Consider the following 13,652-nt stretch of genomic DNA (forward strand, 5'->3'; position numbering starts at 1 on the left):
AAATATGAAAAACCATCAAAACAATGAGTCTTCTATCCCTCAAAAAGATATTAAAGAAACAGTTAACATAAAAGATACAAAAGAGTCATCAATTGTAGAAGCTGCTTATATATCAGAGCCATACGAAGCAGTTCAACAACCCAATGAAAAGGTTTTAGTACCAACTACTAATTTGATAGAAAAGTCCAAAAACAACAAAGCTGTAGGAAATGAGACTATAGTTTTAGATAAATTAAATAGTTTTAGTGCTATATTTAATGCTATAGAAGAAGGCTTTCCGCAGGAAAGTGATAAGAAACAGTTTAATTTCCCTCATCCAAAACATTGGATTGGTCCACGATATTTAGCAACTTGGGTTCTACCTATAGCTCTATTAAAGAAGGTTAGAGGAATAACAAGAGAATTATATAAAATTGCCACTCCACATCAAACATCAGACTTCACTGTTCACAAAGCAGAGACTATATATACCTCAACCCAAAAAGCTCTTGGAAAGACTGATTCCATGAGATTCTTTGGAGCTCGTTTTCTTGCAATATGGGTATTACCTTTAGGTATTACTGCAATATTCATTCAATATCTTTTAGTCAATCCTCTTATCAATTAAAAATACATGTAAATTCCAAACAATCATTTATACATATAAAAACAAAAAATTTTACTAATTAAGATATTGATATTTACTATTTCGAAAAAAGAACATCACTAAGTAAAGATCTTTGCATTTAAATAAAAGATATGAGACATTGCCACCCAAACAAAGAGTGGAGAATAGGGAAATAATTCTTCTAAATTATTAATTAACAATGATTCTAAAGTCTTTAATCGTATTAGCGCCTGTTCTAATAGCAATAGTATCAACTATATTCTGGCTCTTTTTTTGGGGGGTTTTTAAAACAGAGAACGGTATATCACTGGAAAACTATCAAGATTGGGAAGATAGTGGAATAATCCCAGAGAACAGACCAGCCGGAGGCTACCCAGTGTTTACAGTCAGAACACTTGCTGTAAATGCTTTAGGCATCCCAACTGTCTTTTTTCTAGGGGCGATATTTGCAATGCAATTCATCAGAAGAGGGTTGTTCAATGCCTAAGCCAGATAGTCGTATGTTGATGAAAGACTCTGATCAGGTTGTCTTTTTTCTGATCTCAATGACAACATTCATGTGGATTGCTATGGAACTTACAGGCTCCTATATATATAGATAACCTTGATCACTTATTTATATATCAGCAACTATGGGATATGGTCTTTGTTCTCAAGATCCTAAAGAAGTTGCATATTACAAGCTGATCAAAGAAGAGATGAAACGGGATCGAGAAAACGGGAATCTAGGAATATCGAGAAAGGACTAATTATCTAAAAATCATTCTTTCCTTGATTTAAGAGATAATACAAATAGCGAAAAAGCTCGCTTGGCTGAGACAACAGTCATAGCCTTGTTCAAACTCTGTTCAAACTTTCACATTTAGCACCACATCCCAGTCATACCATGGCAAAAGAAGAACCTAACTACTGGCTAATGAAGTGTGAACTTAATGTTTTTAGAACCCTTGAGGGGAAGATTTAGTACGCATTTTAAAATTCCAAACGTTAACGCCTCCTTTTGAATTTACTGCTGCCAAAGCACAATCATCAGGTCGCCAGGCAATTGCGGAGACAAGCTCTCCTGCGAATGCTCCACCAAGTGGGTCACCATCACCATTTCTCTTGAGAAACCAAACAAGAACTGAACCATCTCTAGCTCCTGAAGCAAGAAGCATTCCCTGATTTGAAAAGGCAAGACTAGAAATCGATTCAGCATGGAGAGATAATTGTCCAGGGACAGTCCCTTCAGGGCCATTACCTTCAAAGCTCCAAACTGTTACAACATCACTTCCCCCTGTAGCGAGGACTGTGCCACTCTGATCAAACGCTAACTGGCTTGGCTTACCCGGATACCCAGTCATTTCAGAGTCTTGATCAGTTGAGCGTCGCCAGAAATGAACAGAATTATCCTGACTACCGCAAACCACAACATCACCATTAGGACTAAGTACCATAGACACTAGTGAACCTTTCCATTCCAGCTTTTGATTAACCTTGTCAGCAACTACGTCAAAAAAAGTCACTCGGCCATAGCATGCAGTTGCTAGTTCATTCGACTTTGACCAAGCGATCGAGCTAACAGTGCTTGGGTGTTCTCCTGATTTCCAATGCTCATGGCCATCAATCCCATATACATGCACTCTGCGAGAAAAGGCTACAGCCAAGAAACGTCCATCTGGTGACCATCTCAGGTGTTCGACCCAACCGTCTCCAAGCTCTATGACTTTAGTTGACTCCCCTTCTTCGCTATTCCAAATAAGAACACGTCCATCCTGTCCTGAAGTTGCAAAAATATCTCCATCTGGGTGTATAGATAATGCGAGTAGTCCTCCTTTATGGACCTCTTTTTTCTGCCAAAGGGGGCTTCCAGATTTACCCTCAAATAAACAAAGTCCACCTGCAACATCACCTACTAAGAGTGCCTTGCCACCTAAGGTCCACCCACAAACTATGGCATAGTCTTCAACTTCAGCACTCCAGCCCTCGTGAAGCATCCCCTGGGGACTAAATCCTTCTACACCAGGCACTTATCAAACTCCCGACACATTTCTTTTTCATCAAGATTTCGACCGATAAACACTAATTGATTATGGCGAGGTTCATTCCCCCACTCTTTATCTGGCTGAGCAGTGAAGAGCATGTGAACCCCTTGAAAAACCATTCGCCTGGATTCACCCGCGTAACTTATAAACCCTTTTGTCCTAAATATATCTACACCTTTTTCTGACAGGAGTCGACTCAACCACTTATTAAGTTTTTCTGGATCGACATCACCTATTCGCTCAATAGCAATTGAGCCCACTTCATCATCATGTTCATGCTCTGCCACCCAAGTCCGCTCAGTTTCAAGTTGGACCAAAGCATCATTTTTTCCATCACTTTCAGTTGTAGTAATTAAAGTATCAATTCGGGATACTTTGATATCAAATTCTTCTGCTGTGTGCTGGGTGAAAAGCCCAATATGAGTAGGGTTATCAAGTTCCAAAAAGAAAGATTTACGCCCATTAGACTGAAGCTGAAGACTGACATGTTTTTCAATTGGGACTGTGCTTCCAGGATGAAGAAGTTCCGCAGAGTCAGCGTAAAGTCTTACGCAAGATTCAGCACCAGCATTAAGAGCTGCTTCGTCAATCCCCTGATCTTCCAGAACGACCAGCGACATCGTGGGATCAGGACCTTCTTCAAGGCTAAGTTCATAACGACCTTTCTCAAGAGAAAAAACACCTGTCCACTCGAATGGATATTCTGGCTCAAGGAAAGTGGGGCGACGCTTTAAAACCTGATCTAGATCAAATGCACTAAGGTTTAACACAGTATCAATAGATACCTCCGCTTGCTTACTACGAACAACACGAGCCATCCGGTTCATATCGCGTAGCCGTGATTCAAGAATATCGAGAGATTCATCAGAGACTAAGTCCGTTTTGTTTAGGACAAGGACATCTGCGAAGGCAACCTGCTCAGAACTTTCATCACTGCGACCGAGTTGCTGATCAATATGAGCCGCATCAACGAGAGTAACAATGCCATCAAGAGAAAATTCATTACGGATTTCGTCATCCATAAAAAATGTCTGAGCAACAGGTCCAGGATCAGCAAGTCCTGTTGTCTCAACTAACACATAGTCGAATTTATCTCGTCGCTTCATGAGGTTGCCCAATACGCGAATCAGGTCTCCACGAACGGTGCAACAAATACAACCATTGGACATTTCAAAGACTTCCTCGTCAGCATTAATGACCAGACCCTGATCAATACCGACTTCACCATATTCATTTTCGATTACAGCTATTCGTTTGCCGTGTTCTTCACTCAGAATCCTATTAAGGAGGGTTGTTTTCCCAGATCCTAAAAAGCCCGTAAGGATTGTTACTGGTACCTTTTGTTCGAGATTCATTTTAATTTGCTATTTTCAAGCGAAAGAAATAGCAATAATTGATTATGAAAATGATAATCGTTTTAGCTGGGTTTAGCAATTTCCCCATCTGAATTTCTACTGAACTAATAACAAGCAAATAAACAGTGATAATTTTTCTATGAGATGCGATCTGTAAATTCATTCACTTCTTATTCCTTTCAAATCCTAATTAGATAGAGTAAAGAAAAGAGATAGAAGAATGAGGTTTCATTCCAACTCCATTCCAACCATCGAGTATCGCTAAGACTACAAACTATGACTGAACCTAACTACTGGCTAATGAACCACGTACCAGACCTAATATAACAGTTATCACAAGGCTTTAAGAAAAAGACTAGAATCATATCCACACACCATCCACACATTTTTGCCACAGATTCAACTTCAAGAGAGGGTCTTAAATGGTCGTGGGAGAGTTCTTCTTTACGGCTCAGGAACGAGTGCGGGAAAGTGGTATTACAAAGAGAAAGTGGAAGGACAAAGAAGGTATAAAGAGAAGCAATTATTTGGAGCGAGTTCTTTAGAACAAGCCATTGCAATGGCACCAGAAGCAGCCATTGCATTAGCAAAAGAACCTGAGAAGAAGACTAGTTACAGGTATGCCTCTGATCCTCTAACTCTGATTCAACGAGAAGAGAAACTGATCAAGCAAAAAGAGAAGCTAGCGAAAGAAGAACAGAAAAAGGAACGTCCAAAGATAGTGATTGAATCAGCAATGGATCAGTGGCTATCAGAACAAGAGAAACGCGTAGAAGCTGGAGCTTTTCAACCAGCAAGCTTTAGCCATAAGTTCAATTGCTGTCGGCACATCAAGCTCTATTTAAAAAAGAAGAAGGTTGTCTTTACCACTCAAATCAATACAACAACATTTGATGATTACCCCGTCTATCGACTCAAGCAAACAGATAAAAGAATCGTGATCCATCGAGAGCTTGCAGTCTTAGGTGAATTTATAAAAAGCTATTTGGTTAAACATAAATACATCCCTGCTCATCTCTGGTTAGACGGACAATTCCTACCAAGAATCACAGTCAGAGATACAGATCGAAACGCTAATCCAGCCATCAATCAAGAAGATTGGAGAACCATTATTGATTACATCCGAGAAGAGTGGAGGCCAGTTGCTTATGAGAAAGATCAGTTCGGTAGGAGATCAGAGAAGTCGATCTATTTCCGCAATATGTTTTGGCATTGGTTGTTAATTGCAAAGAGCACAGGTATGAGTCCAGAAGAGATCTGCAAGATGAAATGGAAGAGTGTCGAGATTATTGATGTCGGACGAATCAGTAAGTCAAAAGCGATAGAAGAGTATGAACAGATCCTTGATGAAATCAAAGAAGAAGGGAAAGAAGATGAGATCTATATCGAACCACCTGACTTAGATATCAATCCTTCTGATTGGGTTCTCAATCACGATGCTTGGGGACGAGAAGAACGACTGATTTCTTTTATCACTACTGTTAGAGCAAAGACTTCCAGAGTTAGAGAGATCCCTTGCAATCTTGGATATGTCTTTAGGCGATGGAAGTACTTCTTAGAGAAGGAACTGAATCACAAGGTCAGAGGTGATGACTATGTGTTTGCTCAGATCCACAACGAGATGAAGCAACCCAACCAAAGGAAGATCCAACAGCATTGGAGATGGACTGTTGATAAGTTGATGGATGAAGGGAAGTTAAAAGGTCATAAGTTCTCTGATCGTCCTTATACCTTGTATTCACTACGATCAACCTTCATTGAGAATCACTTAATGAAAGGGATTGACATCTTCTTGTTAGCTCGTATTTGTGGCAATAGCGTCAAGACAATCATGGACACCTACGAAAGAATAGACATAAGGAAAAGAACAAAGGAAATAACAGATATTGAGTACGGAAAGAAGACAACAAATGCAGCCGTTGTGCAGCTCTATGCAGAATAGATTCAAGCCGCTATCTCAATCGCTCTATGCGACGTTAGAAATCGCTTGGAAGGCCCAAAGAAGAATTAAACGACCACTGTTTACCTAAGCGACCTATCTCCTAACTGAAGGGATTCCGCAACCTTACTTGCTCACTATGGTGTCGCCCTTTAGAGAAGGAGAAGAAAAGCGAGGTCGCACGTATAAAGGGAGAGATAAAAGAGCAAGGACGCAGGTTAAAGGGGAGAGGAGATAGTCATTACCTATAAACCCTTCTTGCAGAAACGATTTGCTTGGTGTCGCACGTAAAGGAGGAGAGATAAAACGAGTATCTCAGAAAAGTCTGTCAGAAGAAGGGGTCTGCTTGGTGCCGCACTTATACAGGGAGAGGGAAGAGATTCCTTAACAGCCACTCTATACAGGGAGACTGAAGACAAACAAACATACCTACAACAATCTCCTTTACTGATGTTCCGGTGAGCGGAGCGAACGAACATCACGAAAGCACCGTCTGTATCTCCCCAACACACAAACCCCCACACTCAATATCTAAAAGTTCAACCCTGATGATTCCTCTGTCCCCTCATAGGACATTCCGCATCATCCTGGTTGAGACTGTATGGATAAATAGTTAGTTAATTAATTCACAGTCATCATGAAACCTATTAAACGTCTACCAAAACTCAATATACATACACCTCAAACGCCAGACTCAGATAAACCCTTAACTCCCGAAAGAGCTAAGGAAATTATTGATGAAGTTTGGAGTAAAAAGAGATTTGTAAATGGGTTTAGTTATCCCTCGTTGAAGTATGAACACTCATGAATATCTAAAGATGATTCCTAGAGTTTTAGATGAGGTATTTTCCGGCCATTAGTGAATTATCGATAATAAAAATACTGCAAGCTCTTGGTTTTATTTTTATCCCATCTAACAATAAGCTCAGATTTAAAACAAAATTTGCCGTATTCAATACACCTTTCATTCTTAAACCTGCTATTACTTAATTTACCTTGTCCAGAATAGAGATACGATACTGTCTCGGTAAAAAATCCATCTTGTAATTCAGAAAATTTAAAATCAGAAGGCCATATGTATTCTGCACCAATAATATGGGAATCATCTATAGCAGTAAATAACAATTCCTCTAGAACATAAACTCTCGAACTCAAGCTATGTCTACACGATAAATAATGAAATTCTAAGGGTTCATTTTTCTTTAAATTTATCTTCCGAGATTTTTTTTTCAAATGTCTCTTTTTATGGGCAAGAGTTTTCTCAGTAAAACAAGCTTGTTCTGCCTCTTCATAAGTAGCAAAAGACAAAGAGCTCTTTTCTCTGTTCCCATTATTGATATTTGCATTCACAATCAAAGCAACAGCTGCTGCTGGAATTAAGAACTTCCTGTACTTCTTGAACTCCAATTACTGAAAACTACTTCTAGAACCATTATCGTTCAAAAGTTAGTCTTTATCATGCAAACCAGTGCCAGATAAAAACAATGCAAAACAAAAAGAGTCATGGAAAGACTCACTCAATATTGCAGATGAGATAGGAAGAATTGGAGGAGGAGAAGGTTTAGGTGATTTCAACTTCAAGCGATTCTTTGGAGGGATTTATAAAGATCACTCAGAAGAGGAAGTCGAGCAAAGCTTAATTGTTGGGACATCAACGACTACTCCATCGATTGAAAATATTTCTCTTGATTATCCTCAGCCTTGGCTGTTCTTTAGGTTGATCACTGGTTCAGTCATCCTTTTCTACAGCTTTATCGCAGTCTATGACCAATTTGAAAATGCCAATCTGCTGCCAGGCATTATCTTCACTGGTTCATTTGCCGTTCCTATATCGACTCTCTTTCTCTTCTTTGAACTGAACATCAGGCGTAATGTCCCAATCTGGCAAGTCATGCGACTTGTCTTAAGTGGAGGCTTGTTGTCTTTATTTATCGCACTGGTTCTTTTTCAGAATGTCGCTGCCTTTGAAGGTCCTTCAGGTGCATGGGTTGCAGGATTATTAGAAGAACCAGCCAAGCTGATTGCTCTAGTCGTTCTGATCAAAGACAACAAGAAATATCCATACATCTTGAATGGCTTATTACTAGGAGCTGCGGTTGGTTGTGGATTTGCTGCCTTTGAATCAGCTGGTTATGCATTACGACTTGGGATGACAGATATTGATTCATTGGTACAAATCATCCAACTAAGAGGAGTGCTTTCTCCCTTTGCTCATATTGTTTGGACTGCAATAGCAGGTGCTGCTTTATGGCGAGTGCAAAGAGGTGGTGAGTTCTCTTTTGGACTCTTATTTAAAAAAGAATTTTTTGCTCCCTTTTTGACAGTCGTTTTTTGCCATGCCATTTGGAACTCAGGTTCAATCATTCCTTTTTGGGGTAAGTTCATTATTTGTGGAGTAATTGCTTGGACTGTTGCGTTATCTCTTTTGAACCTAGGTATTAAACAAATTGCTGATGAAAAGGCTGGTAAAAAAGTATTCAGATGTACTAACTGACATTTATAAGAACTTCTGGGTTTAAAAGAATCTCATTTATTTGATTGGCCGATTTCCTTTCTACATGCAACCCTGTAATTAGTTCTAGTGAGTTCAAACAGAACATGTCAGACGAAGCAAAAGACAGACCAGAAAAGACAATTCGAGTCTCTGTAGATCTTCCTGTCAGTCTGGTTGAAAGATTCGATGAGCTCAAGGAGCAATGGGGTCTACAGCACAGAGGAGCAGTTCTGGAGAGGCTTCTCGAGACTCTCTTCCAAGAAGATAAAGATAATCCAAAGAGTTAACGTGGAATCTAGGCTTCAGTATTTCTACCCCCTAGCGAAGTCAAAATTTCATGGTTTAGATGATGGTCCAGCCAAAAATATTTGATGAGTAATCAGCAAGAGAAGAAGACGCAGCTCGAGATCAAAGGGACTGAACAACTCAAGGACTCAGAAGAACTAAAAGCTGTAGCAAGCATCCTGACCACAACCTTCAACGAAATTGAAAACCGTTCATTAGGCGAATCTCCAAATAGTGTCCCAGTCAATTTCTACGACTTTGATGCATTAACACAAGGACTGCAGAGAGGCTCTTTGACTGTTGTTGCTGGTAGGCCAGCGATGGGGAAATCTTCTTTCGTAATGAACATCTCTAAGAATGTAGCTCAAGTACATAACCTCCCAGTTTGCTATTTCAGCTTGGAGCTGAGTAAGGAGCAAATAACTTATCGATTACTTTCAATGGAAATTGGAATTGAATCAGGGAGGTTACGCACTGGTCGGATACATAAAGATGAATGGCCCACCCTTGGCAAAGGCATTGAAGGACTGGGTAAATTACCGGTCTTCATCTGCGACAAGGGTTCCATCACAGTCAAAGAGATATTGGATAAAAGCCAAAAGATTAAAGAAGAATGGGGTAATGGTGAACTTGGGTTAATCGCTGTCGACTATGTGCAAATGATGGATGGCCCGAATCAACAGTCCAGAGATGATGAGCTCTCAAAGATTATCCTGGATTTTAAAGAGATGGCCAAAGCCTTAAATGTACCTGTCATTTTAATGTCTCAACTTAGTCGGGATATTGAGTCTCGAATTAATAAGCGTCCAATGCTTTCTGATTTAAGAGAAACACAAGCATTAGAAAGTCATGCTGACTTAGTCGTAATGATCTATCGAGATGAATATTATGACGCTGACACAGAAGACAGAGGGATTACAGAACTCATCACTTGCAAACATCGCAATGGTCCAGTCGGCACCGTGAAGCTGTTATTTGAACCCGAGTTCACAAGGTTTAGAAATTTAGCGGCTTAATGATGACTGACTCGAACTCTTCTCAAATCGTTCCTTCATTTGATCGCAAGAAAAATGAAAAGGCTGCTAAGCACAAAGTGCAATTATTCCCTATACATTTAAAAGGAAGCTGGGAACCGCAAGATGCTTGTGGAGGTCATCAATGGAATGCTGCTATAAATAAATGGGTAATTAAATAATTAAAATTACCTTTCAAAGAATAAGATAAATAATTATTTTTAAGGAGCAATTTGTGCTTAAAAAACATAATATTTTTTAATCCTGCGAATAGTTTTTATTAATTCAATTTGAACATTAAAGAGTTCCTCAGGGATTGGTTGGTTAAGAGCTCTATCAACATCAAAATACTTCTCGTAGGGATTCCAATTTTTTTCAACACTGCTTCGCCAAACCCAAGCTTTAGTAAACTCTCTAATATGCTTATAATTACAATTGCTGTCCAGGAATTGCTGGCTAACAGGAATTAGGGTTTTTTCATCTCTAAATTTGCGACAACTTCCTACATGATTGTATGCAATGTTTTTCAGCCTATTGTTGTATTCATCATATGATTTCTCTCTCCACCTGTATTCTCTTGTTAAAGAAATATATTTCTTGTTCAATGCTGGGTGGTAACAAGAATATCTCTCATATTGTATTTGTTCATCTTCTACATCGATCTTGCGAGTCAATCTATCTCTATCATTCTCGCAATCTACAAAGGAATCATTATCAACATTGTTTATAATTTCTCTATTATCAGACAGTCTTTTATCATACTTACAATGTTTAAAAGCATTTACTTCTCTAACAGGTAAAACTTCCTTCAGGAATTTAAGCCGAGAATCGTAAAGCAAATTTGCTCGTTTCTTCTTTGATTCTTCATCAAGATTAGAATACCACCTTTCATATCTTGCTAATATTGATTTCTTATTTGAAATAAAAGCATTAATTTCAATTAGAGCTTGGTTATTATACTCGTTTGAACAAAACTCTTCTAAAGAAGTTATATCTTTACTAAGCCCAGAGTAAATCGACTTTAACAAAGTATCTTCAATCAAAGGTTTCTTATATTTCTTCACTCTTTCTTTATATGACTCCATAAGTGTAATTTTATTTTTCGAATATGGGCTCGCTGTTATTTCACACTCTAATTGATAGTTTCTAATATTATTTTTTAGCTTGTATTGACTCATTATATTCTCCTTTTCTTGCTTGCACTTGTCTATTGCATACGCTTCATCTCTATATTGACCAATAGATACTTTTGGCTTTCTATTAATATTTGCATTAAGAAGCAAGCCAACCGCAACTGCTGGGATCAAGAACTTCCGGTACTTCTTGAATTCCAATTCTTAAAAGCATTTCATCTTACATTTCTAGCTAATCTCATTGAGCTCGGCTGCAAAAATAACAGAAATCTCGGACCTGCTATAACGACATACACTGGACGCATACTCCCCCATATGCCCCTCGAAGAAATAGAGATATGGATGAATTCTTCTAATCAGGGCTTAAATTTTAAAAGTCTTCAAGTCGATCCTTAACGTCACAGAGGAAACGAACCTTGAATACTCCTAAGAGAAACACGCACCACCTTGGGATCACTCCATGACTCAGCATTGTGTGGATAGGCTTGAAAGATTGTGTGGATAGAAAAAATACGAAAAACTCAGATCTGTTGCCGTCACTAGATTTCTCAACAGAGGATTCTTATTGGTAATAGATATGTTTTCTGTCAGCTGTGATCTGTTGGTTATTAGTAATCAAAACTGGATTGAAATAGAATAAAGAAATAGTGGTGAGAATATTAATCCATCCACACACCATCCACACATCGCGATATCGCTGAGATCCCATGGCACAACAAGAACCCAACTACTGGCTAATGAAGTGTGAGCCTTGAGTAATAGCAAGCACTTAAATAATGAAATTATCATCTCTTCAGCAATACGGGATCGTTACTACAAATTATTGGGCGTTCACTCTGACAGATGGCGCACTTCGCATGTTGGTGGTTTTTCATTTTCACCAACTTGGCTATACAGCTTTAGAGATTGCATTTCTTTTTTTGTTTTATGAGTTCTTTGGGGTCATTACTAATCTCTATGGCGGCTGGATTGGTGCTCGATATGGCCTACGACTAACTCTCTGGGCAGGCACACTTCTTCAAATCAGTGCTCTTTTGATGTTGGTTCCTGTTGCTTCAAGTTGGCCGAAATTTCTAAGCGTTAGTTATGTGATGGTTGCGCAAGCAATTAGTGGTATTGCTAAAGACCTCAACAAAATGAGTGCAAAGAGTGCAATCAAAACAGTCGTACCTGAAACCCCTGAAGAAGAACAAAAAGGAAAAAAGAAGTTGTTCAAATGGGTTGCTCTTTTAACAGGATCAAAAAATGCCCTAAAGGGGGTTGGGTTTTTCCTAGGAGGGGCATTACTAACTGGATTTGGTTTTAATAATGCTGTTGGGCTAATGGCGATTGGCTTGGCGTTGTCATTTCTTATGACATTGATCTTGCCTGGTGATATTGGACGGATGAAGGAAAAACCAATATTTAAGGACCTTTTCTCAAAATCAAAAGGAATTAACACTCTCTCGACTGCACGTTTCTTTCTCTTTGGAGCTAGAGATGTGTGGTTTGTAGTCGCATTACCTGTTTTCCTTGAGACATCACTTGATTGGAACTTCTCTGAGATTGGAGCTTTCCTAGGCCTATGGATTATTGGATACGGTTTTGTACAAGCATTGGCACCAAGTTTAAGAAATCTTTGGGGGAAGAAGTCGAGCCCAGGAATTTCAACGGTTCAATTTTGGAGTGCGTTGCTGATGGGGATACCTGGACTAATAGCCATTGCATTATGGAGACAGAATGATCCAAGCATTGCCATTACTGCTGGTTTAATTGCGTTCGGAATAGTTTTCGCAATGAATTCTTCTATTCATTCATACATGGTTTTGGCTTATACAGATGCTGAAAATGTCAGCCTCAACGTTGGCTTCTATTACATGGCAAATGCGGCAGGCAGGCTTATTGGGACGCTTCTATCAGGAGTTTTATTTGTACTGGGAGATACTCCTTATTTAGGCATGCAGATTTGTTTGTGGTGTTCCAGCTTATTTATCCTCTTCTCATGGTTGAGCAGCCTTCAGCTTCCTTCACTAAAGAACTCCGGATGTCTTAATTAAATAGTCTCACAACCCAAGAGATCACTTCTGCACTGTCGCAGGAAATATTTTGAATAATATTTTCTATCAGTTGAGATCTGTTAGTTATTAGTAATCAAAACCTGATTGAAATAGAATAAAGAAATGAGGGTGAGAATGTTAAGTCATCCACACGCCATCCACACATCGCAATATCACTGAGATCCCATGGCACAACAGGAAATTAACTACTGGCTAATGAAGTGTGAGCCTTAAGCAGTGAAACTACAGGAGGTCCCTAGACGAACTTTTTAACTGGATTAACAACTGTCTTTAATAAAGATATTCTCCTTTCCACTTCTTGTTGCTATTAATAAGAAAGACATAGATTTTCAGCATTCACTCTTCCTTTTCATATTAAGGGTTTTATTCCCTTAACCAAAAAGCAACGCCTATTTTCGAGGTATCTATAGCATGACTTCACTTGTTAAAAAAGCGATTGAGTTCTTAAGTAAAAAAAAAGAAGGGCTTGTTGAACTGAGCTACCAGCCTAGAGTCCTTAAAGAAACAAAAGATCAGGAAAAAATTTGCTCATTAACTCGTGAATTGATAAATGCTCAATTTCAACTTTGCGATGATGAATTAACCAATAGGCTATGGGAGGAAGTAGCCAATCTCAATATTGATCCTGAACGTATAATCAATCTGATGTATAAATGCGATTCAAATGATGATTTTGCGGCCATGGTTGATAAAGACTCTAAATATTTAGAAAGTTCTTTTGAAATGAAGTAAGCAATTTAAACCA

General features: G+C 38.9%; 14 protein-coding genes and 1 pseudogene. 11 read left to right on the top strand and 4 right to left on the bottom strand.

Annotation, left to right across the window (positions count from 1 at the left end; all coding sequences use genetic code 11):
• Nucleotides 1-4: 4 nt before the first annotated feature.
• From O5636_RS05015 to O5636_RS05025, 3 genes are all read left to right on the top strand, one after another.
• Nucleotides 5-607 (top strand): hypothetical protein, encoded by a 603-nt coding sequence (locus O5636_RS05015; protein WP_269621729.1) that lies wholly within the window; start codon nt 5-7, stop codon nt 605-607.
• Nucleotides 608-806: 199 nt separating this feature from the next.
• Nucleotides 807-1,094: a cytochrome b559 subunit beta, long form gene (gene psbF / locus O5636_RS05020; RefSeq protein WP_269621730.1), complete on the top strand. Its 288-nt coding sequence runs from the start codon at nt 807-809 to the stop codon at nt 1,092-1,094.
• Entirely contained in the window at nt 1,087-1,209 is a 123-nt protein-coding gene (locus O5636_RS05025) for a hypothetical protein (protein WP_269621731.1), read from the top strand. The genes psbF and O5636_RS05025 overlap by 8 nt, the downstream gene beginning before the upstream one ends.
• Before the next feature lie 336 nt (nt 1,210-1,545).
• Here the strand turns inward: O5636_RS05025 and O5636_RS05030 are convergent, their stop codons facing one another.
• The gene (locus O5636_RS05030) at nt 1,546-2,616 is read right to left on the bottom strand and encodes a WD40 repeat domain-containing protein (protein ID WP_269621732.1); all 1,071 of its coding nucleotides are present in this window, start codon (nt 2,614-2,616) and stop codon (nt 1,546-1,548) included.
• The gene (locus O5636_RS05035; RefSeq protein ID WP_269621733.1) at nt 2,604-3,986 is read right to left on the bottom strand and encodes a CobW family GTP-binding protein; all 1,383 of its coding nucleotides are present in this window, start codon (nt 3,984-3,986) and stop codon (nt 2,604-2,606) included. Before O5636_RS05035 ends, O5636_RS05030 begins: the two co-directional genes overlap by 13 nt.
• Nucleotides 3,987-4,374: 388 nt before the next feature.
• Here O5636_RS05035 and O5636_RS05040 point away from each other — a divergent pair, with 388 nt between their 5' ends.
• Together O5636_RS05040 and O5636_RS05045 are read left to right on the top strand one after the other, a co-directional pair.
• Nucleotides 4,375-5,928, top strand: coding sequence for a hypothetical protein (locus O5636_RS05040; RefSeq protein ID WP_269621734.1), 1,554 nt, complete (start codon nt 4,375-4,377; stop codon nt 5,926-5,928).
• 634 nt (nt 5,929-6,562) lie between these two features.
• Nucleotides 6,563-6,733, top strand: coding sequence for a hypothetical protein (locus O5636_RS05045; RefSeq protein WP_269621735.1), 171 nt, complete (start codon nt 6,563-6,565; stop codon nt 6,731-6,733).
• Nucleotides 6,734-6,789: 56 nt separating this feature from the next.
• Here O5636_RS05045 and O5636_RS05050 read toward each other — a convergent pair whose 3' ends face one another.
• Nucleotides 6,790-7,332 carry a hypothetical protein gene (locus O5636_RS05050; protein WP_269621736.1) on the bottom strand — a complete coding sequence of 181 codons (543 nt, stop codon included), beginning with the start codon at nt 7,330-7,332 and terminating at the stop codon, nt 6,790-6,792.
• Nucleotides 7,333-7,393: 61 nt separating this feature from the next.
• Between O5636_RS05050 and O5636_RS05055 the strand changes: the two genes are divergently transcribed.
• The 4 genes and pseudogenes from O5636_RS05055 (at nt 7,394) to O5636_RS05070 (ending at nt 9,899) form a co-directional block, all read left to right on the top strand.
• Complete coding sequence (locus tag O5636_RS05055) at nt 7,394-8,419, top strand: PrsW family intramembrane metalloprotease (RefSeq protein ID WP_269621737.1); 1,026 nt, start codon at nt 7,394-7,396, stop codon at nt 8,417-8,419.
• Nucleotides 8,420-8,523: 104 nt separating this feature from the next.
• Nucleotides 8,524-8,706 carry a ribbon-helix-helix protein, CopG family gene (locus O5636_RS05060; protein WP_269621738.1) on the top strand — a complete coding sequence of 61 codons (183 nt, stop codon included), beginning with the start codon at nt 8,524-8,526 and terminating at the stop codon, nt 8,704-8,706.
• Nucleotides 8,707-8,811: 105 nt separating this feature from the next.
• Nucleotides 8,812-9,720, top strand: a pseudogene (locus O5636_RS05065) (replicative DNA helicase); the annotation flags it as partial.
• Nucleotides 9,720-9,899, top strand: a complete 180-nt coding sequence (locus O5636_RS05070; protein WP_269621739.1) for a hypothetical protein — start codon at nt 9,720-9,722, stop codon at nt 9,897-9,899. The pseudogene O5636_RS05065 and the gene O5636_RS05070, both read left to right, overlap by 1 nt.
• 57 nt (nt 9,900-9,956) lie before the next feature.
• Here O5636_RS05070 and O5636_RS05075 read toward each other — a convergent pair whose 3' ends face one another.
• Nucleotides 9,957-11,024 carry a hypothetical protein gene (locus tag O5636_RS05075; protein WP_269621740.1) on the bottom strand — a complete coding sequence of 356 codons (1,068 nt, stop codon included), beginning with the start codon at nt 11,022-11,024 and terminating at the stop codon, nt 9,957-9,959.
• Between the two features lie 602 nt (nt 11,025-11,626).
• Between O5636_RS05075 and arsJ the strand changes: the two genes are divergently transcribed.
• Nucleotides 11,627-12,886, top strand: coding sequence for an organoarsenical effux MFS transporter ArsJ (gene arsJ / locus O5636_RS05080; RefSeq protein ID WP_036919098.1), 1,260 nt, complete (start codon nt 11,627-11,629; stop codon nt 12,884-12,886).
• Between the two features lie 432 nt (nt 12,887-13,318).
• Entirely contained in the window at nt 13,319-13,639 is a 321-nt protein-coding gene (locus O5636_RS05085) for a hypothetical protein (protein WP_269621741.1), read from the top strand.
• The last annotated feature ends 13 nt before the right edge of the window (nt 13,640-13,652 follow it).

It is taken from the genome of Prochlorococcus marinus str. MIT 0918 (assembly GCF_027359415.1).
In the GTDB taxonomy this organism is placed as follows: Bacteria; Cyanobacteriota; Cyanobacteriia; order PCC-6307; family Cyanobiaceae; genus Prochlorococcus_E; species Prochlorococcus_E marinus_C.